We start from the raw sequence: 19,040 nt of genomic DNA on the forward strand, positions 1-19,040 counted from the left end.
CTTTTACCACTCCCTCTGTCGCGTCATCCGTATGGGCATTCTATAAAGGTGTCTCTTTCGTGCTCTTCCTGAGTTGCTCAGGTCGCGACCGGAGAGTCGGTGTCGTCATTGGCCCGAACGCGGCCGGAGGCATGGGGAACTTCGCTTTACTTAAAAAATCAAAGCCGTAAGTTACATTTTATTGCCAAATGACTGTGGTTAATCACAGGGTTTGCTGGTAGGTTCGAGCCCCAATTTGGGAGCAGTACCAAGTCCAACTCAGGGTCGAAGCAGGTCGTTATGATCACCATTGAAAATCTAACCAAACACTATCAGATGGGGGAGAGCCAGGTTGCGGCCCTTAAAGGGGTCAGCCTGACCATCCAAGCCGGTGAATTCGTGGCCATCATGGGGCCATCGGGATCCGGCAAGTCCACCCTGATGAACCTCATCGGCTGTCTGGACAGGCCCAGCAGTGGCCACTATCACCTTGATGGTCAGTCAGTGGACGAGTTGGACGACGACACCCTCTCCCGGGTACGCAACGAACGCATTGGCTTTGTGTTCCAGAGCTTTCACCTGCTTCCCCGACTCTCCGCGCTTGAGAACGTGCTGCTTCCTCTTCGCTATCGACGCCAGGAAGGCGACCCTGTGCAGGACAAGGAGCGAGCCACACAGTTGCTGACCCGGGTGGGGCTGGACGGGCGCATGGGGCACAGGCCCAATCAGCTCTCAGGTGGACAGCGCCAGCGGGTGGCCATCGCCCGTTCCCTGATCAATCAGCCCGCCATTTTGCTGGCGGACGAGCCTACCGGAGCCCTGGACAGCAAGACCTCGGTGGAGATCATGACTCTGTTTAAGGAACTCAATGCCCAGGGGCAGACCATCATCCTGGTGACCCATGAGGAGGAGGTGGCCCGCAATGCCAAACGGATCCTGTGGATGCGCGACGGCGCCATAGAGCGTATCGAGGAGGGCACCCACTATGCGGCTTAGTCTTTGTCTGCTGTTGTTCGCCGGCCTGCTGGCCCTCAGGCTGGAGGCGGCGCCGCTGCTGCTGACCGGTGAGGTGGCGTCGGCCCAGGCTCAGAGCCTGACTGTGCCCAGAGCCGGCCGCTCCTGGCGCTACCAGATTCAGTGGATGGCCCCTGAGGGGAGCATGGTCAACACCGGCGATACCGTGGTGGTGTTCGATAAATCCACCGTCAGTGCCGAGCTGGATCAACTGGAAGCCAGACTGATTCAGGTTGAGGCCTCCAGGCAGGCGAAACGGGTCGAAGTGGAACAGAGCAACCTCAAGGCGGAGTTCGATCTCAAGGAGAAACGGCTCCAGCTGGAAAAGGCTCAGCTGGATGCCGAGGTCCCACCGGACTTTCAAAGCCCCAAGGAGTATGCGGACAAGCAGTTTGAGCTGCTTAAGGCGCAGTCAGAATTGGAGAAAGCTCACGAGGCCCTGGAGCAGGCCAGACTCACCGCCAGGCGAGAGCAGGCCAAGCTGGACCTGGACAAAGCCAAGGTGGAGATGGAGCTCTCCAACGCACAGGCGCTGATCTCCGGGCTTGAGCTCAAGGCAACCCATGATGGCCCGATGATCTACGCCCGAGGCCGCTGGGATGGCAAGAAGACCGAGATCGGTGACACGGTTCAGGTGGGGACTCAGGTCGCCACCATCCCCAGGTTTGATGCCTTGCAGGTGTGGGCCTGGGCAAACGAAGTGGATGTGGACAGGGTCAGGCCCGGGACCAGGGTCTCATTGAAACTGGACGCGGATCCCGGTGTTGGCCTGGAGGGCCGGGTCACCGCGGTGGCCCTCAACGGCGAGCGTCGTCATGGCTGGGGGGAGAGCAACTGGTTCCAGGTGGAGATTGCGCTGGCCGATCGCGATGCCATTGAGCTGACTCCGGGTATGAGTGTGCAGGTGCGACTGGAGGAGCAGGAATGAGATTAGTGTGGTTGTTGATGCTCCCGCCGTTGCTGATGGGGTGTACACCGGCGCAGCCGCTGCAACAGCAGGCTGAGTCTCAGGTGCAGAGCCGACTGCAGCTCAGTGGAGAGCTGGCGTCGGCAGATTCACTGGGACTGTCACCGCCGCCGGTCCGCCGCCAATGGCAGTACCAGGTGAAGTATCTGGCTCCGGAGGGGGTCGAGGTGGACAAAGGTGAGGTGCTGGTCAGGCTGGACACCTCGGATCTGCGTCAGCGCCTGCAGCTGCGCCAGGCGGATCTGGCGGCGGTGGAGCAGGATATCCACACCTCGGGCATGCGCAATGAAAAGAAGCTTGAGGAGCTGAAACTCAATCTGGCGGAGGCCAGGATGAACCTGGAGAAAGCCAAGCGTAAGTACGAGATTCAGGATGATTCGGTGGCCAGGCTGGAGCGGGAGAAATACGCCCGTGACGCGGAGATCGCCGACGCCCGGGTGGCCCTGATCGAAAAGGAGATTGAACTGGAGCGTGAAGGCGCCACTCAGCGGCTGGTGATGCTGCAAGGGGATCGTCAGCGCTGGCAGGCCAGGGTCAAACAGCTCAAGTCGGACATCGGCAAGATGACCATCACCGCCCCGCGAAGCGGCATGGTGGTGATTGGCACCACCTTTGATGGCAACAAGATTAAGGAGGGCGCCTCCGTCTTTGCCGGTGACGATCTGATTCGTTTGCCGGACCTGTCGAAGATGGAGGTGAAGCTGGCCATTCCCGAGGTGGAAGCGGGCAGGGTGTCCCTGGGCCAGTCGGTGCTGATTCGACTGGACGCGGCGCCGGAGCGAGAATTTCATGGCAGCCTGACGGAGATAAGCCCGGTGTTTCGTCGTAAGAACCAGGAGGTGCCCGTGGTGGTCTTCGATGCGGTCGCGACCATTGAGGAGGCCGACGCCGAACTGATGCGCCCGGGGATGACCGCCAAGGTGGAGGTGGTGCTATGACCCGTTCACTTATGCTGTTGCTGCTGCTGGCCGGGTGCAGCCAGGCCCCCCAGGAGCAGGTGCTGACCCTGGCCGTCGAGCCCCAGACCTTTACCCACATCATCGATGCCCATGGCCAGCTTGAGCCGGCTCAGGCAAAGACGGTGTCCGTGCCTGGCGGGCTGCGGGGCCCCCAGAGTCTCTCCTGGGTGGCCGAGAATTTTACCCCGGTGACCAAGGGCCAGGTGGTGGCCAGACTCGATGGTCAGCGTCAGCAACTGGACGCCTCACTGGCGCAGTTTGAAATCGATAAGCTGGCCCTCGACGGCCAACTGCAGCAGGGCAGGGATCAGGTGCAGCTCAATGAGATCCTGTCCGGGCGGCAGGTAACCGGCGAGGAGCGGGAGCTGGCGGAGCGTTTTCACAGTGATGACCCCAGGGTGTACTCCCGCATCGAGATCATCGACAACATGAGAAACCGGGATTACCTGGATGCCAAGCTGGGTTACTTCGACTGGGATGAGGGGGAGCAGCGCAACCGCTCTCAGGCGGAGCAACAACTGATTGAGCTCAAGCAACAGGGCCACCGTTCCAAGGTGCAGACCGCCACCCAGAACCTGAAACAGATGGAGGTGATGGCACCGGCCGACGGCCTGTTTGTGCTGGTGAACGGTTTCCAGGGTCGTCCGGCCATCAGTGGCGACATGGTGTGGTCGGGCATGGCCATAGGCAAAATCCCGGACGTCAGTAAGATGGAAGCCCGGCTCTGGGTGCTGGAATCCGAAGCGGCGGGCCTGAGGGTCGGGCTGCCGGTGGAGCTTTATCTGGATGCCTATCCGGACCGCCCAATCAATGGCAAGGTCAGCCGGGTCGAGGCCCTGGCAAAGCCCAAGGACAACGACTCGCCGGTGAACTACTTCGCGTTCAACGTGGAGCTGGATGAGACCGACACCGAGGTGATGTTCCCGGGCAGAGAGGTCACCGCCAGGGTCCGGGTGGGTCACCAGGAGCAGGTGGTTTCCATCCCCAACCAGGCGTTGTTCCAGAAAGAGGGGCAGGCCTGGGTCTATCTCAAGCAGGATGGCCGATTCATCAAACAGCCGGTGACCCCGGGGGACCGCAGCTTGAACCGGTCGGTGATTGTCTCTGGACTCAACGGGGGCGATGTAATCGCCTTGGCAAAGCCTGCTGAGGTGGCCCTATGAATCATCTGAATGAGATCCGTCAGGCTCTGGGGGAGATGGCCCATCACAAGTTGCGTACCGGGCTGACCCTGCTGGGGATGATCTTCGGTGTCGGGGCGGTGATCGCCATGCTCTCCATCGGCGAGGGCGCCGAGCGTGAAGCGCTGTCGATGATCGAATCCATGGGGCTGCGCAACGTGGTGGTGGAATCTCGTCCCAGTGAAGGGGAAGCCCTGAAGACGGTGCGGGAGCACAGCGTTGGCCTCAGCCTGGGTGACGTACACAGTGCCATGGATACTCTGCCCTTTATACAGGGCTGGAGTGCCAGCAAGGAGGTTCGGGTTCACAACCTGTTCAGTCCCCTGGGCAGAAGCGATGCCAAGGTGGTGGGGGTGACCCCCAGCCACTTCGATCTGAGCAACTTCCGTCTGGCTCAAGGGCGACTGTTTGATGCCGAGGACAATCGTTTTTACCGCCAGGTGGCGGTGCTGGGCGCCGAGGCGGCGGCTTCCCTGTTTCCCAACCAGTCTCCCCTGGGGCAGAGCATCAAGGTGAATCACCAGTGGTTTGAGGTGGTCGGTGTGCTGGCCCAGGGGGAGCAAGCCAAATCGAAGATCGAGGGCGTTAAACTGGGTGGTGAACGCAACCAGGTATTTGTTCCCCTGAATACCGCCCTGAAGAAGCTGGCGTTCAAGCCTCTGGAGGACCAGCTCGACAGCATCAAGCTGCAGCTGGTCGATGGGGTAGAGCCGCCGCTGGCCGCGTCCTCCATCGACCACCTGTTCAGTCGTCGTCATGGGGGCGAGTTTGATTATCAGGTGGTGGTGCCGGCGGACCTTCTGGCCCAGTATCAGCAGACTCAGCGTATCTTCAATATCGTGATGGCCTGCGTCGCCGGGATCTCCCTGCTGGTTGGGGGCATCGGCATCATGAACATCATGCTGGCGACGGTGATGGAGCGCACCGGTGAAATTGGGCTGTTGAGGGCGCTGGGGGCCACCAAACGGGACATTGCCCGGCAGTTTATTACCGAGTCCTTGGTGATTGCCGCCTGTGGTGGTCTCATCGGCATTCTGGCGGGGATCCTGCTGTCCCTGGTGATCGGGGCCTATGCGGACTGGCAGGTGGCCTGGTCGCCCATGTCGCTGCTGCTGTCGGTAGGGGTGTGCATGGTGGTCGGGGTGGCGTTCGGCTGGTACCCGGCGCGCAAGGCGGCGGAGCTCGATCCCATCATCGCCCTGCAGAGGGACTGAGCCGAAACCAATGAGCCCCCGACCTCGGGGGCTCTTCATTTATGGCGCCAGGTCATTAACCCAGGGCCGCCGCTCTCTTCAGGCGGAACCACTGCACCACCAGACTGACCAGGCTGAGCAACAGCAACATCCACCCCAGGGGAACCAGTGCGAAGGGCTCCACCAGGGCCCCGGACTCATCGACCCGGCTGCCGACAAGGTGGTAGCAAATCATGCACAACAGACTCAGGCCCAGCAGGAGCAGGGGCATTCTCAACATCCTCAGACTCAAAATTCACCTCTCCCAATATGGCTTCCACGTCCTTCGGTATATGGGGTCGAAAACAGCCATTTTCAATCTCTGAGGCAGAGAATCCCCTAACAAATTTCGCTGTTTCGCCGATGGGGCCGCCGAAAGTTTTTCAATCCGCGATCTGCCAAAGCTCCTGATCGTCAGCCACTTTTCATGAGCGGAATTACGCTAAGTGACAAAACACCGTCTAAGCTTGCCTTAAACCCAAACGGAGTGACTCCATGGCCTGGATGGATCGCGGCTCAATCAAGACAAAGTTCGCCCTACTGGTGTGGCTGCCTTTTGGCCTGGTGCTGTTGCTCTCAGGCTACTTGTTGGGGGAGCGGGCAGCCCAGATGTGGCAGGACCGGCAGTTGCCCAAGCGTGCACTGGCGATGGCGGAGGGGCGCCGGCTGGTGTTGACCCTGCAAAGGGAAAGGTCCGGACTGCTGCCGGGTCATACATTGGATGAGAGTGGCAGCAGCCTGGCCATCGCCTCGGACCTGGCGGTGAGCAACTTTCTGGCCGCCCAGGGGCAGTGGCTGTCGGAGCGGGAGGCCACCATCCCGGATCTGGTGGCGGCGAATGCGGTTATCGGCCGGCTGGGCTGGATGCGCAACTCTTGGCTTGAGGGGGAGTTGTCCCTGAAACAGTGGAGCGGTTATCTGAGCCAGAGCATTGCGGCGTTGAACCGCTGGGAGAGTCGGCTACTGGCAACTCTGCCCCATGAGCAACTGACCTCAAGGGCCCAGGCGCTGGATAAGGTGGCTCGGGCACAGGAGAGCCTGATGGTGCTGGCATTTGCCTCAAACGAAGCAGCCCGGAACCGGTTGCTGCAGCAGGCTAACCTTTATCTGGGCCAGTACAGGGACAGTCTGGACCCCAAATCTGTCGGCCAGGGAGGCAACCGTCCTCCCCATACCCTGGCGCCGGTCTTGGTGGAATCCGGCGTCCTGCCCCAGGAGCGCATCGAGGCTCTGACCGCTCACATGAGGCTGCAGAGTCAGCTTCTGTTTGATGAGATGCAGACCAGCTGGCGCAACTCCGTGGTGGAGCTGGGGTGGCTGCTCAGCCTTCTGGCACCTGCGGTGCTGTTGGCCTGGTGCGGCTGCCACAGAATCGCGGTGAGCCTACAGAGGCGTATCATCGGTTTGTCCCTGGCCATCCGGGCCCTGGATCAGCAGCGTAACTATCATGTGCGGCTGAGCGCCGGGGATCAGGATGAGCTCGATACCATGATCCATCACCTCAACAATGTGATTGATGACGCTTGCAGAATGAGGTCTGAGCTCCAGATTGCAAGGCAACAACTGAGCCGGGAGGAACAATCGCCCCCTTCATTTATTGACCCCAAGGTGACCCCCATTCGACCTGTCGAAGGGGCACAATCTGAACACTCACTGAACCAAACTTAATCCTGTCCGCATCTGTAATTTGTTGTTAAGTTAATCACTTGAGTGTTTGTGTCTCGCAGGCGCTCTCTCGATTCGCACCAGACAGCGCAGTGGAGGGCAGTATGGTGGAGTTCAAGCACCATCCTTTTTCTAATGCTCGGGTATTTCGAGTTAAAAGCCCAAAAGAATCGATTATATGGAAGTGTGCGTTGCGTCTACACTTCTCCTACCTGTTTTTGGAGCTAATAAATGAAGACCGTCATTAAGAACTTTTTTAATCAGGAGTCGTCCGGAGGCATCATCCTTATGGTGATGGTGGCCTTGGCCATGTTGATGGCCAATACCCCGCTGGATCGCTTCTATGATGCCTTTTTGAACACCCCCGTACAGATTCGGGTGGGGGCATTGGATCTGCATAAGCCTATGCTGCTGTGGATCAACGATTTGCTGATGGCCTTCTTCTTCCTGTTGATTGGACTCGAGGTGAAGCGAGAGCTGCTTCACGGCACCCTCTCCAGCTTGAGCCAGGCCTCTCTGCCCAGCTTCGCCGCCATTGGCGGTATGGTTGCCCCTGCGGCCATCTTCCTGATGTTTAACCATCAGGATCCCCTGGCAGCCAGTGGTTGGGCCATTCCAGCGGCCACCGACATCGCGTTTGCCCTGGGTATTCTGGCCCTGCTTGGCAGCCGGGTGCCTCTGACCCTGAAGGTGTTCCTGCTGGCTCTGGCGATCATCGATGACCTGCTGGCCATCATCATCATTGCGCTGTTCTACAGTGGTGACTTGTCCACCATCAGCCTGGTGATTGCGGCGGCAGCGGTAGCGGCACTGCTGGTGATCAACCGACTGGGTGTACGCAGCCTGGTGCCTTATCTGTTGCTGGGTACGGTGCTGTGGATCGCGGTTCTCAAATCTGGTGTGCACGCAACCCTGGCGGGGGTGGTGCTGGCCTTTACCATTCCTCTGACCAAGGATGAGGATGGTGACTGCCCCAGTGAGTTCCTGGAGCACAAGCTGCATCCTTGGAGCACCTACATGATTCTGCCGGTCTTTGCCTTTGCCAACGCCGGGGTGAGCTTCGAAGGAATGTCCATGTCGGATCTGGTGTCGCCGCTGCCATTGGGTATCACCCTGGGTCTGTTGCTGGGTAAGCCAATTGGCATCCTGGGCATGAGTTACCTGGCGGTGAAGCTTAAGCTGGCCAAGCTGCCCGAGGGGATTCGCTGGATCCAACTGCTGGGCGTGTCACTGCTCTGTGGCATCGGCTTTACCATGGCGATGTTTGTGGCTTCCCTGGCATTCGAAGCCGGCGTGGTGAATTACGGAGATATGTCCAGGTTGGGGATTCTATTGGGATCCGCTCTATCCGCCATCGGTGGCTACCTGGTGCTCAAGAGTTCCTTAACTGAGAAAAAGAGAGGTATCCATGAGAAGGATAGTGGCGATAGCAGCACTGATAGCCAGCCCGGCGCTGTGGGCCAATGACATTAACCTGGCCCAGTGTCAGGAGGCCCCGAGAAGTGATGCGTGCCTCAACTATCTGCAGGGGGCCGTGGATGGTGCCCTGGCCCTGAGAGCAGGCAGCAGTGTCACAGGCTTGCCGACGGATACCCTGAGCGAGCGGGCTCTGAAGTATCGGGGCGGTAAGCGATTCAAGCAGGCCAATGAAGCCCTGTGCCGTCAGAATGCGCCGCAACGGGACCAGATGGTGCTGGCACTGGATGAGTTGGCCGCCGAAGGCAAGATCAGCTCTCAGGAGGAGCTGTCCCAGGCGCTGTCGGCCTTGATGACCTGCCCGAAGTAATTGGGTAGCATGAAAAAAAGAGGGCTCAATTGAGCCCTCTTTCTGTTTCAATGCCGTTATCTGGTGCACTCCTCCACCAGATAGGCCAGGTGGCGGTAGGAGATGCCACTCTGACGGGTCAGGCCCATTTCACACATGCGATTGGCGTAGTAGCCTTCGCTGATCTCTGCGGGCAGACGCTCCTTCAGGTGACGCAGCGCCGAGGCGTTGATCTCCGGCTTGTACAGGCCCTTCTCACCGGCAAAGCCACAACAGATGATCCCCTCTGGGCGAACAATCTCATCGGCGTAGCGATTGACGATCGCCTCCATCTTGGCACCGGCGCCCATGTGGGTGGCGGAGCAGCCTACGTGCAGGGCCACAGAGCCCTTCTTGTGTGAGGGAGGCAGGCGGTCCATCAACTCGTCATGGATAAAGTCCACGGCGTCGAGCATCTTGAAGTCGATGTCGCTGTCCTGCAGGGTCCGCTTGGTACAGGAGAGGGCGTCGATGATCACCGGAATCCGGCCGCCGTCGGTCATCTCCTTCAGTGCCTGAACCATCTCATTGCGCTTGAAGTCGGCGTTCTTGTAGTCGCCCTTGGACTCCCACATCTGGCCGCAGCACAGCTGGCGGGTGTTGCCCGGCACCAGTACGTTGTATCCGGCCCGCTCCAGCAGGGTGATCATCACATCCGGCAGAGTGGTGTCATCCGGGTCCTCCGGGGTGGCACCAAAGGTGCGGCCACCACAGGCGGGGAAGTAGACCACCTGGGGCTTGCCGCTACCGTTGCTGGATTGCGGGCTGGGCAGGTTACTGCCTTTGGGGAAGCTGGGATCCCAGTAGGGCACCTCCTTGGAGACCTTGCGGCCCAGATCCATGATTTTGCCGGTCACCGTACTGCCGGTCAGCTTGTGGATGCCATGGAGCATGTTGAAGCCGGTGGAGAGCACGCCGTTGACCGCACCGAAATTCTTGGCCTGGAAGTCCAGCACCTTCTGGGCGGTGGAGTCGATAAGGTCGGTACGCAGCTGACGCACCAGCATCCCCATGTTGTTGTCCACCGGACAGGAGATGGTGCAGAGCTGACAGGCGGCACAGGTGTCGATGACGTCGTATTGGGAGTCCGCCCTGAGCTTGGCGGCGGCGTGTTGCTCGCCCTCCTGCTCCAGACGGGCGATCTCACGCAGGGTGGTGATCCGATGGCGGGGCGACATGTTCAACTCGGAGGTGGGGCAGGTCTTCTCACAGAAGCCACACTCAATGCAGCGGTCGACCCAATCGTCCACCACGGCGGCCTGCTTGATCGCCTTAACGTGGATCTCCTTGTCGTCGTTCAGTACCACGCCCGGGTTGAGGATCCCCTGGGGATCAAAGGCGGCCTTGAGTTTCTTCATCATCTCATAGGCCTGCACACCCCATTCCATCTCTACGAAGGGGGCAACCGCACGGCCAGTGCCGTGTTCCGCCTTCATGGAGCCGTCGTACTTGTCGATCACCAGTTTGGCCACATCCTGCATGAAGCGGTCGAACTGATCGATGTCCTGCTGGCGTTTGAAGTGGGGGGTGATGATGAAGTGGAAGTTGCCATCCAGGGCGTGACCGTAGATCACCCCCTCCGGGTAGCCGTGCTTGTGGAACAGATCGGTGAGATCCGCCGCTGCAGCCGCCAGATCTTCCACCCGGAAAGCCACGTCTTCGATGATCACCGAGGTGCCCTTGGGGCGCTCGCCGCCGATGATGGGAAACAGGCCGGAGCGCATCGCCCAGTACTTGCCGTAAACAGAAGGGTCGGTGCTGAATTCGATGGGACGCTCGGTCTCGATGTGTTTGATGGCATCGATGGTCTGCTGGGTGTAGGCCTCCAGGGTTTCCTGGTCATTGGCACGACACTCGATCAGCAAAATGGCAGAGCCTTCGGGCAGGTCGGCGAGCCAATCCGGCATGCCGGGTTTGCCGGTGACTGACTTGATGGAGGCCCAGTCCAGCAGTTCGCCGGCGGAGACCGCGTCCATCTTCAGCGGCGGAATTGCCGAGGCGGCGTCCACCATGTTGTAGAACACCGCCATGGCTGAGGCCTTGAACTTGGCTTCCACCACAGTGTGGTAGGTGACCTCTTCCACGAAGGCGAAAGTGCCCTCGGAGCCCACAATCAGGTGGTTGATGATGTCGAAGGGCTCGGAGAAGTCCACCAGGGCATTGAGGCTGTAACCCGTGGTGTTCTTGATGGCGAACTTGTGGTTGATGCGGTTGCTCAGTACTTCGTTGCCGCGGGTCTCCTCCGCCAGTTCGGTCAGCGTCTTGAGCAGTTCAGGGCGCTTTTCGGCGAATGCCTTCTTGGAGGCTTCATCACCGGTATCCAGGTAGGTGCCGTCCGCAAACAGCAGCTTGGCGCTGGCGATGGTCTTGTAGCTGTTTTCAGTGGTACCGCAGCACATGCCGGAGGCGTTGTTGGCCACGATGCCGCCCACCATGCAGGAGGCCAGGGTGGCGGGATCCGGGCCGATTTTCTTATCGAAGGGCTTGAGCTTGGCGTTGGCATCGGCGCCGATTACCGCCGCCCCCAGGGTAACATGGTGGTGATCTTCACTGATGTCGATTTTTCGGAAGCCGTCGTAACCCAGGCGCAGCAGAATGCCTTCCCCCACCGCCTGACCAGAGAGACTGGTGCCTGCGGCTCTGAAGGTGACCGGCGCGTTGTGCTGACGTGCCACGGCCAGGGTTTCCTCTACCTCTTTCAGGGAGTTTGCGGTCACAACCAGTTGCGGCACGATGCGGAAGTAACTGCCATCGGTGGACCAGGCGAAGCGTCGTACGGGATCGTCGGTGACCGCTTTGGGCCCCAGTCGGGAAAGAAGCTCTCTGTGGACCTGAGAATAATCGATGCTCATTGCGTACCCTCCGGCGCGGGCCCTCAGGAAGGGGCCCGGATTTTCTGTTGTTATGGATGCTTGCTCTGACTGCTATAAAGCTTAGTCGCTTATTTTAATAGCGAATAATATTGTGCTACCTACAGCAGAAAGAGTGACTTGCATCACGCCTAAAGTGTGACTTGGGTTGCAGAAAATGTGCGCAATGTGTGGTGGTTGGCATCAGTTGGCTGTGATAACCACCTTGATGTCCTGGGGAGGGGCGTAATAGGGGGCTGAGGTAATAAACAGACTGGCGCCGACTTTGGCGTACCCGGCGATGGTGTCCGGGTTGATGCCGCCGGCAACGGACAGTTCGCAACGGGCTCCGAGTTGCTGTTTCAGGGCCAGGGCGTCGGCCACCTGGGCTGGGGTAAACTTGTCCAGCTGGATGATGTCCGGGTCGGCAGCCAGCAGGGCGGGCAACTGTTCCGGGCCGTCCGCCTCGATGGCCAGCTTGTGCTCCGGGGAGTGGCGGCGCGCCTGGTCAACCATCTGCCGATAGCCCTCTGGGTGCGTCAGCAGGTTCCTGTGATTGGTGAAGATAAGCAGGGAATCGCTCAGGCCGCTGCGATGAATGGTGCCGCCCCCGGCGATCACCGCTGCGGTGGCCAGCTTGCGGGTGCCGGGTATGCTCTTGCGCGTGCAGGCCACCTGAGCATGGGGCTGATAGGCTCGAGCGGTGTCTACCATGGCGCGGGTGCACTGGGCCACGCCGCCACACCACTCCAGGACTACCTGCACCAGCTTCCAGGCACTGTGCAGCTGGTCGGCCCGTCCCCGAGCACTGAGCACCAGGGCCATCTCCTCGACCCACTCTCCCTCGGCGCCGTGCACCCTGGGGCTCAGGCCCAGCTTGGTCATCATCTGCACCGCCACATTCAGGCCAGCGATGGGGCCGGCATGCTTGCGGCGGAACTCTATGGTGGCGGTCTGGTTGGACAGGTTCAGGGTTCGGCTGGTGAGATCCCCCCGGGGAATATCCTCAAGGATAAGGGCATCCAGCTCTTGGTCGGAGAAGTACAGCATCATCCACTCCACTAGGACAAAAAAGTCATTGAGATCAAAGGAGTGGATTTTAGGTCAGGCTTGCTCCGGGAAAACCCGGAGCAGATCCCATTTTCGGCTTGGCGTGTTATCGCAGAGGCCAATCCAGGGTGATGAATGAGGCGTTGGCCTGCAGAGGGGTGTTATCTGACCAAGCCGGGTGGCCTCCGTGGGCGTTGCCGACACTGCGCAGCCACTCTCCGTGGCTGACGATGGCAACCCGCCCCTGTGGCTGGGCAAGGTGGATGCGCTGAAGGGCCTCCAGGGCGCGGGATTGCAGCTGTTCTGCCGGCTCGAAGCCTGGGACGTCGACCGTGTTCTGGCTGAAGCGCAGAGACAGGGCTTGCCACAGCTCAACCTGCTCTTCCCGGTGGCAGCCTTCAAGTACCCCAAAGGCTCGCTCCTTCAGGCCCTCTTCGAGTTGCAGAGGCAGGCCATGAGGCTGGTTGATGATCTCGGCAGTGATGCGGGCACGTTCCAGTGGGCTGGCGTAGATGGCATCGAACTGGAGGGAGGCCAGTTCCCGGGAGAGGGCTTCGGCCTGGGCCACGCCCTCATCAGTAAGGGGGCTGTTCTGACTGCCCTGAAGACGGCGTTGGCGGTTCCACAGGGTTTCCCCATGGCGAATCAAGTAAAACTGGGTCACGGCGAGTGTGGTTTGAACGACTGAACGGGCGCGCAGTATACCACCTATGGATATAAAAAGGGCGCGGCCCTGGGGGAGGGTACCGCGCCAAAAGCTCAGGCGTTGACTCTCAGCTTCGCTTAAAAACGGTAGTCGATGGACAGATACAGTTGCTGGGTATCGTCCAGGGAGAAGTTCTGGCCGATGCTTGGGCCATCGTTCTCATAGTCCTGATCCAGGTAGCGGTAGCCCACTTCGGTGCTCCAGTTCTGGGTCAGTCGGTATTCGGCGCCCACCTGGCCGCCCCATACGAAGTCACTCTGGGAGTCACCGGCAATCTTGTTGTCGGCCACACCGGCAGAGAGGCCAGCAAACAGGTTGAACTTACCAGAGTTGCCTACGGGGAACAGGTAGTCGTAGGACGCGAGGAACAGGTGCTGCTCCTGCTTGATGGAGTCACCCAGCACATTGAACTTGTCCTCTTTGTAGCTGTATGTGCCCGCAAAACGGTGGTGGTCGTTCAGAATGGCACCGCCGCGCAGCTGCCAGGCTACATCATCGCTGTCTTTGTGGGCGTCGCCTTTGATGCTGTCCTGTTGCCAGCCTGCACCGGCGCCGGCGAACCACTGTACATCAGCGGCCAGGGCAGAGGTGGAGATAAGGGCGGTGGCGATAAGGGTCGCGGTCAGTTTTTTCATGGTAATGCTCCAATGACGTTGTGTCTGTCGATGGGTCCTACCATACGCCCCCTAATTGAACCCATTCTGAACCAGAGGGGCCCAAACTTAACCTTTGCTTAATCCGCCACTTAAAAAATATAAACGCCCGTTTAGAGCGGGCGTTTTATGGTCACAACGGGTCTGGATCAGTGGCGACTCAACTGAGCCAGCCTGTGGTAGAGGGGTTGCAACCGGCCGTAGAGGTTGAGGTACACCTCCTTATACAGGGTGCGATACCTTTGGTGGTGCAGTGGATTGGGTTCAAAGCGTTTGCCTACCCGAACCATACCCCGGGTCGCCTGAGCCACATCCGGGTACCAGCCAAGATGCAGGGCGGCGCACAGGGCGGCGCCCAGGCCCGAGGTCTCCGTGGTGTGGGCCCGCTCCACCGGCACGCCAAACATGTCTGCGGTCAGTTGGAGTATGGCGTCGCTCTGGGCACCGCCTCCGGAGACCCGCAGCAGTTGGGTGTGGGCGCCGGTGCGTTTCTCCACCCGCTCCAGGCCCTCCTTCAGTCCGTACCCCAGGCCTTCGATGATGGCGCGATAGAGGTGGGCCCGGGTGTGGTGATCGCTAAAGCCGATGATGGAGCCCCTGGCTTCGGGGCCGGGTTGGCGCACGCCGGCGCCCCAGTACGGCTGGAGGATAAGGCCTTCACTGCCTGGCTCCACCGCATTGATCAGCTCATCCAGCAGCTTCTCCGCCACCGTGTTCTGCTCCTCGGCCAGCAGTTGCTCCAGCTGGCCAAATTGCTCCTTGAACCAACTGACCATCCAGAATCCGCGAAACAGCATCACCTCACACAGATACTCGCCGGCGACTGCAGCCGGGTAGGCGGGCATCAGCGGCACGATCTCCCGGTAGCGGGGGCTGACCACATTGACCGTGGCGGTGGTGCCAAAACTCAGGCTGGCGACTCCCTCCTGGTGCCCACCGCTGCCGAGGATCTCGCAGGCCTTGTCGCCGCCGGCGGCCACCACCGGCAGGCCTGGGGGCAGGCCCAACAGGTTGGCTATCTCCGGGCGAAGTTCCCCCAGGGTGTCTCCGGGTGCCACCAGCTCCGGCATCTGCTCGGGTACCAGACTCAGCGCCTGCCAGCGCCAGTTGCCGGGCGTGGCCCATCGCTGCTTTTTGTAGTCGAAGGGCAGGTATCCCACCTGGCCTGCGGTACTGTCCCGATACTGGCCGGTCAGGCGGTGGGTCAGAAAGCCCCCCACCTGAACCACCTTGGCGCAACGTTGCCAGAGCTTGGGCTCGTAGCTGGCCAGGGTGTTGCTGAAGGCGCGGCGGCGAAGGGTGTTGAAGCTGTGTCCTACCACGGGCAGCCAGGCCAGAGGCCTGAGGTACCAGGGCAGGGGCGGCAGTTCCCGGCACTGACGCTGATCGGTCCACAGTACCGCCGGGCGAAGGGAGTGGCCCTCTTTGTCGAGAAACACCAGCGAGGTGCGCTGGGCGGTGAGGGTGACGGCCCTGACCTGGTTGAGGTCGTTGCCCTGTTGGCGAAGCGCCCTGACGGAGTCCACCACTGCCTGCCAGTACACCTCCGGGTCCATCTCCGCCGCCCCGGGTTGTGGGGTGTGATAGGGCGGAGAGAAGTGGATCTGGGCCTTGTCCAGCAAGCTGCCCTGGCGGTCAAACAGCAAGGCTCTCAGGCTCTGGGTGCCGTTGTCGATGGCGAGGATGGTGTCAGTCATCGCTGCACCTGAACGGCTGTGGGCTGTAGTAACGCTCCCACAGGCGCCAATATCTGTCCCACTCCTGCTGACACTGCTCTTCGTTCCAGCCCAGGTGCTGCAGGCAAAGCCGGTTGATGCGAGGCTGGTGATGATGCACGCCGCGTCCCAGCAACAGTCCCAGGCGGGTGCGGCGCAGCAGCAGATCGTCCAGGTGGGCGATGGCCTGGTGTTCTATGGCGTGTTCCAGTTGACTCCAGCAGACCGTGGCGGCGCCAATGGGCTCGCCAAAGTCGTGGCCCGGAGAGACGGGTGGCAGCTCCGGCTCTCGCAAGGGGGCATTGAGCATGGCCGCGGCCTGTTCCAGCACCAGTTGACCGGTTTCCAGGAAGGTGGTCAGCTTGCCGCCGGTCAGGTTCACCAGCCCGGGCTCCTGCCAGATCAGATGTTCCCGGCTGGCGTCCGAGGGGGCGGAGTGCTCCGAAGCGGAGCAGACCACCGGCCTGACCCCACTCCAGCTGGCGAGGATATCCTCCTCCTGGGCCGTGGGGTCCAGGGCGTGCATCGCCTGCCACAGGTAATCGAACTCCTCCCGGCTCATGGCCACGTCCTGGTTCAGTGGCGCTTCATGATCCAGATCCGTGGTGCCCATGATGGAGGTGCCCAGCCAGGGGTAGAGGTAGACCGGCCGGCCATCCTCCGGGTGGGCAAAGGTCAGCGCCGCCGGAGCGGGGTAGCGCCAGGCGGGCAGCACCAGATGGCTGCCTCGCAAGGGGCGAATCACCTGATTCCCCGGCAGCGGCGTCAAGCGGTCGCACCAGGCGCCGGCGCAGTTGATGACGCAGCCTGAGGTGATGGGCATGGGGTGGGCGTCGATCTGCGCCTGGACCCCGGTGCAGCGACCGTGTTTCTCCAGCAGGTTGTCCACCCGGCTGTAATGGCTGAGATCCAGCCCTTCCCGTACAGCCTCCTGAAGCAGCCAGGTAATAAGGCCGCAGTCGTCGCTGATGGCATCAAAATAGCTGCTGGCACCCTCTATCTCATGCAGAGGGTAGGGCAGCGCTTGCTGAAGCTGCTGTTGCGACAGCCAGCCCGGTCGGCAGCCGGGAGCGAAGGCGCGGTAGATCTGCAGCGCCACCTGCATCATCCAGGGCTTGGGATGGCCGCCGGGGGGATGCATAAACCAGAAGGGCAGGGGCTGCACCAAAGAGGGGTGGTGTGCCATCAAAGCATCCCGGGCGCGGGCGGCTTCCCGGGTCAGGCGCCAGTCGCCCTTGGCCAGGTAGCGAAGGCCGCCGTGCACCATCTTGGAGGAGCGGCTGGAGGTGCCTGAACTGAAATCTTCAGCCTCCAGCAGCAGCGTCTTCAAACCGTTATGGCACGCCAGCCAGGCCACGGCGGCGCCGTTGATCCCTCCGCCGACCACGATGATGTCGTAGTGGCGATCTCCCGCGTCGAGTCTGGCGCGGGTGTCCGCAACTCTGGCGGTGAGGCTCATCATGGTGTCTCCAGCAGCTTACCCGGATTCATCTGACCCTGAGGGTCGTAGTGATCGAACAGAGCCTGAATGCCGGAGCGGGTCAGCTCATCCTTCTCGACGTACAGGTAGGGGCTGTGATCTTCGCCGACACCGTGCTGATGGCTGATGGTGCCGCCCCCTTCCACGATGGCGCGGCTGGCGGCGTCCTTGAACTTGCGCCACTGTGTCAGGCTGGCGTCGAAATCCTCTTTAGCGGGGAAAACATAGGTGGTGTAGAGGCTGCATCCCTGTTTGTACACATGACTGAGATGGGTGTAGCAGAGCAGTGGCGTGTCACCGGCTACCGCCTTGAGGCTCAGCTCCATCTGCTGTTGCAGCGTTTCGATGCGGTTCCAGTCGGCGGCGGTCTCGAAGGTGTCCACAAGATACCCGTGCTCCCACAGGCTCTGCCTCAGGTAGGGCGCACTGTAGCGGTTCTCCTTCCAGTGACGGCCAAGGCCTTTGAGTGCCAGCCTGCCACTGTATTCGTGAATGATGCGGCGTATGGCCCGGGTGCTGTGGCGCACCTGTGGCCGATCACCGGTGACGCCCCAGGTGAGCATGGCGGGCTTGTCGCCCACCTTCAACAGCCGGAACAGCTTCATCAGGCGGCGGTGCTTCTCTGGAGAGAGCGCCAGCTGCAACTGGGTATCGGATTCGGTTGGATGGCTCAGTCGCATCATGCTGGCGGGGATGCCGGCCTGGGCGATGTCGCGTACCGCGTCCAGGCCCTTTTCCCAGTTGGGAAAGAATGAGACGTAGAACTGCTCTTTCTGAGGCAGGGGTTGCACTCGCATATCCGCTTCGCTGATGACGCCGATGCGCCCCTCGGAGCCCAGAATGACCTCTCGCCAGTCCGGTCCTGCAGAGCTGGCGGGTATGGTGGGCAGGTTGATGTCGCCCTTGGGGGTATGGACCAGGCCACCGGCGAACAACTGCTCGATGCGGCCATAGCGCAGGGACTGTTGCCCCGAACTGCGGCTGGCGATCCAGCCACCCAGGGTGGAGCACTCAAACGACTGGGGGAAGTGACCCAGGGTATAACCGCGGGCATTGAGCTGAGCTTCGAGTTCCGGGCCGCGCACGCCGGCTTCGAAGCGAGCCAGCTGGCTGACGGAGTCTATGTGCAGCAGGCGGGTCATTCTCTCCATGGAGAGGGTAATGACCGGACGGTTTCCCTGCCTGGGGTTGATGTGACCGACGACACTGGTGCCACCGCCATAGGGGATTACTACCCAGTTATGCTCCTTTGCCATGGCCAGCAGGGTTTGCAAGTCGTCCCGGCTCTCCGGAAAGGCGACCGCATCGGGCGCACAGCCCAGCTTGCCCTGCTTGAACGCCAGCCAATCGGCCAGGCTCTGGCCCCGGGAGTAGCGGGCGCGAGTCTGAGCATCGATGGAGTAGAGGTCGTGGGCGGGGAGGCGGCTGTCGGGCAGTGCCTGGGCCGTTTCCTCTAACGTGGCTTCTCCCAAGGGGTTGCCTGGACCAAGAAGTGTGGTGAGTACCGCCTTGGCAACGGCGGGCAAGGGGCGCTGTTTGTTTAAGTCTCCCCAACCATTCCATACCTTTTCCATGAGACATCCTGTTCATGTTGTTAATTTTTTGTTTATCCCCTAAGAGTTACGGATTTTTAGGTTTTATACAAGTGTTTGAAATGCGAAGGTGAATGAACAGGAAGGAATGCTGCCAGAGTGCCATTTTCGTAGGAAAAAAAAAGGTTCTTCGCACATTAGCGGGAACTAGATACGAAAACGGCTGGAAAGGTTATTGTGTAGTCGCCAAACAA

General features: G+C 60.7%; 16 protein-coding genes. 8 read left to right on the top strand and 8 right to left on the bottom strand.

Features of this window, described 5'->3' with window-relative positions; all coding sequences use genetic code 11:
• Window positions 1-279: 279 nt before the first annotated feature.
• From ACN0RV_RS08035 to ACN0RV_RS08055, 5 genes are read left to right on the top strand one after another with little or no spacing between them, the layout of a single operon-like run.
• A complete protein-coding gene (locus ACN0RV_RS08035) occupies window positions 280-975 on the top strand; it encodes an ABC transporter ATP-binding protein (protein WP_417347117.1) in 696 nt (231 codons plus the stop codon).
• A complete protein-coding gene (locus tag ACN0RV_RS08040; RefSeq protein ID WP_417347118.1) occupies window positions 965-1,921 on the top strand; it encodes an HlyD family secretion protein in 957 nt (318 codons plus the stop codon). Before ACN0RV_RS08035 ends, ACN0RV_RS08040 begins: the two co-directional genes overlap by 11 nt.
• Window positions 1,918-2,898 carry an HlyD family secretion protein gene (locus ACN0RV_RS08045; protein ID WP_417347119.1) on the top strand — a complete coding sequence of 327 codons (981 nt, stop codon included), beginning with the start codon at window positions 1,918-1,920 and terminating at the stop codon, window positions 2,896-2,898. Before ACN0RV_RS08040 ends, ACN0RV_RS08045 begins: the two co-directional genes overlap by 4 nt.
• A complete protein-coding gene (locus tag ACN0RV_RS08050; RefSeq protein ID WP_417347120.1) occupies window positions 2,895-4,082 on the top strand; it encodes an efflux RND transporter periplasmic adaptor subunit in 1,188 nt (395 codons plus the stop codon). Before ACN0RV_RS08045 ends, ACN0RV_RS08050 begins: the two co-directional genes overlap by 4 nt.
• On the top strand, window positions 4,079-5,314 hold the full coding sequence (locus ACN0RV_RS08055; RefSeq protein ID WP_417347121.1) for an ABC transporter permease: 1,236 nt from the start codon (window positions 4,079-4,081) through the stop codon (window positions 5,312-5,314). The genes ACN0RV_RS08050 and ACN0RV_RS08055 overlap by 4 nt, the downstream gene beginning before the upstream one ends.
• 55 nt (window positions 5,315-5,369) lie before the next feature.
• On the opposite strand, the gene ACN0RV_RS08060 is transcribed toward ACN0RV_RS08055, so the two are convergent.
• Entirely contained in the window at window positions 5,370-5,564 is a 195-nt protein-coding gene (locus tag ACN0RV_RS08060; RefSeq protein WP_417347122.1) for a DUF3955 domain-containing protein, read from the bottom strand.
• A gap of 263 nt (window positions 5,565-5,827) precedes the next feature.
• Between ACN0RV_RS08060 and ACN0RV_RS08065 the strand changes: the two genes are divergently transcribed.
• The 3 genes from ACN0RV_RS08065 (at window position 5,828) to ACN0RV_RS08075 (ending at window position 8,783) form a co-directional block, all read left to right on the top strand.
• The gene (locus ACN0RV_RS08065) at window positions 5,828-7,000 is read left to right on the top strand and encodes a hypothetical protein (protein WP_417347123.1); all 1,173 of its coding nucleotides are present in this window, start codon (window positions 5,828-5,830) and stop codon (window positions 6,998-7,000) included.
• Between the two features lie 228 nt (window positions 7,001-7,228).
• Window positions 7,229-8,464 carry a Na+/H+ antiporter NhaA gene (gene nhaA, locus ACN0RV_RS08070; RefSeq protein WP_417347124.1) on the top strand — a complete coding sequence of 412 codons (1,236 nt, stop codon included), beginning with the start codon at window positions 7,229-7,231 and terminating at the stop codon, window positions 8,462-8,464.
• Window positions 8,418-8,783: a hypothetical protein gene (locus ACN0RV_RS08075; RefSeq protein WP_417347125.1), complete on the top strand. Its 366-nt coding sequence runs from the start codon at window positions 8,418-8,420 to the stop codon at window positions 8,781-8,783. The genes nhaA and ACN0RV_RS08075 overlap by 47 nt, the downstream gene beginning before the upstream one ends.
• Window positions 8,784-8,839: 56 nt before the next feature.
• Here the strand turns inward: ACN0RV_RS08075 and ACN0RV_RS08080 are convergent, their stop codons facing one another.
• From ACN0RV_RS08080 to ACN0RV_RS08110, 7 genes are all read right to left on the bottom strand, one after another.
• On the bottom strand, window positions 8,840-11,653 hold the full coding sequence (locus tag ACN0RV_RS08080; protein WP_417347126.1) for an FAD-binding and (Fe-S)-binding domain-containing protein: 2,814 nt from the start codon (window positions 11,651-11,653) through the stop codon (window positions 8,840-8,842).
• 201 nt (window positions 11,654-11,854) lie between these two features.
• Window positions 11,855-12,700, bottom strand: a complete 846-nt coding sequence (gene modD / locus ACN0RV_RS08085; protein WP_417347127.1) for a ModD protein — start codon at window positions 12,698-12,700, stop codon at window positions 11,855-11,857.
• 106 nt (window positions 12,701-12,806) lie between these two features.
• Complete coding sequence (locus ACN0RV_RS08090; RefSeq protein WP_417347128.1) at window positions 12,807-13,364, bottom strand: histidine phosphatase family protein; 558 nt, start codon at window positions 13,362-13,364, stop codon at window positions 12,807-12,809.
• Between the two features lie 119 nt (window positions 13,365-13,483).
• Window positions 13,484-14,041: a porin family protein gene (locus ACN0RV_RS08095; RefSeq protein WP_417347129.1), complete on the bottom strand. Its 558-nt coding sequence runs from the start codon at window positions 14,039-14,041 to the stop codon at window positions 13,484-13,486.
• 167 nt (window positions 14,042-14,208) lie between these two features.
• A complete protein-coding gene (locus ACN0RV_RS08100; protein ID WP_417347130.1) occupies window positions 14,209-15,756 on the bottom strand; it encodes an FGGY-family carbohydrate kinase in 1,548 nt (515 codons plus the stop codon).
• A complete protein-coding gene (locus tag ACN0RV_RS08105) occupies window positions 15,749-17,236 on the bottom strand; it encodes an FAD-dependent oxidoreductase (protein WP_417347131.1) in 1,488 nt (495 codons plus the stop codon). The genes ACN0RV_RS08100 and ACN0RV_RS08105 overlap by 8 nt, the downstream gene beginning before the upstream one ends.
• Window positions 17,233-18,828 carry an FAD-binding oxidoreductase gene (locus ACN0RV_RS08110; protein WP_417347132.1) on the bottom strand — a complete coding sequence of 532 codons (1,596 nt, stop codon included), beginning with the start codon at window positions 18,826-18,828 and terminating at the stop codon, window positions 17,233-17,235. Before ACN0RV_RS08110 ends, ACN0RV_RS08105 begins: the two co-directional genes overlap by 4 nt.
• Window positions 18,829-19,040: the final 212 nt, after the last annotated feature.

The sequence above is a fragment of the Ferrimonas sp. genome (assembly GCF_048263965.1).
Taxonomy (GTDB): Bacteria; Pseudomonadota; Gammaproteobacteria; order Enterobacterales; family Shewanellaceae; genus Ferrimonas.

Coding starts and splice junctions, on each gene's coding strand:
- ACN0RV_RS08060 (WP_417347122.1), bottom strand. CDS start 5,564: ATGCCCCTGCTCCTGCTGGGCCTGAGTCTGTTGTGCATGATTTGCTAC.
- nhaA (WP_417347124.1), top strand. CDS start 7,229: ATGAAGACCGTCATTAAGAACTTTTTTAATCAGGAGTCGTCCGGAGGC.
- ACN0RV_RS08105 (WP_417347131.1), bottom strand. CDS start 17,236: ATGATGAGCCTCACCGCCAGAGTTGCGGACACCCGCGCCAGACTCGAC.
- ACN0RV_RS08055 (WP_417347121.1), top strand. CDS start 4,079: ATGAATCATCTGAATGAGATCCGTCAGGCTCTGGGGGAGATGGCCCAT.
- ACN0RV_RS08095 (WP_417347129.1), bottom strand. CDS start 14,041: ATGAAAAAACTGACCGCGACCCTTATCGCCACCGCCCTTATCTCCACC.
- ACN0RV_RS08110 (WP_417347132.1), bottom strand. CDS start 18,828: ATGGAAAAGGTATGGAATGGTTGGGGAGACTTAAACAAACAGCGCCCC.
- ACN0RV_RS08045 (WP_417347119.1), top strand. CDS start 1,918: ATGAGATTAGTGTGGTTGTTGATGCTCCCGCCGTTGCTGATGGGGTGT.
- ACN0RV_RS08080 (WP_417347126.1), bottom strand. CDS start 11,653: ATGAGCATCGATTATTCTCAGGTCCACAGAGAGCTTCTTTCCCGACTG.
- modD (WP_417347127.1), bottom strand. CDS start 12,700: ATGCTGTACTTCTCCGACCAAGAGCTGGATGCCCTTATCCTTGAGGAT.
- ACN0RV_RS08040 (WP_417347118.1), top strand. CDS start 965: ATGCGGCTTAGTCTTTGTCTGCTGTTGTTCGCCGGCCTGCTGGCCCTC.
- ACN0RV_RS08065 (WP_417347123.1), top strand. CDS start 5,828: ATGGCCTGGATGGATCGCGGCTCAATCAAGACAAAGTTCGCCCTACTG.
- ACN0RV_RS08050 (WP_417347120.1), top strand. CDS start 2,895: ATGACCCGTTCACTTATGCTGTTGCTGCTGCTGGCCGGGTGCAGCCAG.
- ACN0RV_RS08035 (WP_417347117.1), top strand. CDS start 280: ATGATCACCATTGAAAATCTAACCAAACACTATCAGATGGGGGAGAGC.
- ACN0RV_RS08100 (WP_417347130.1), bottom strand. CDS start 15,756: ATGACTGACACCATCCTCGCCATCGACAACGGCACCCAGAGCCTGAGA.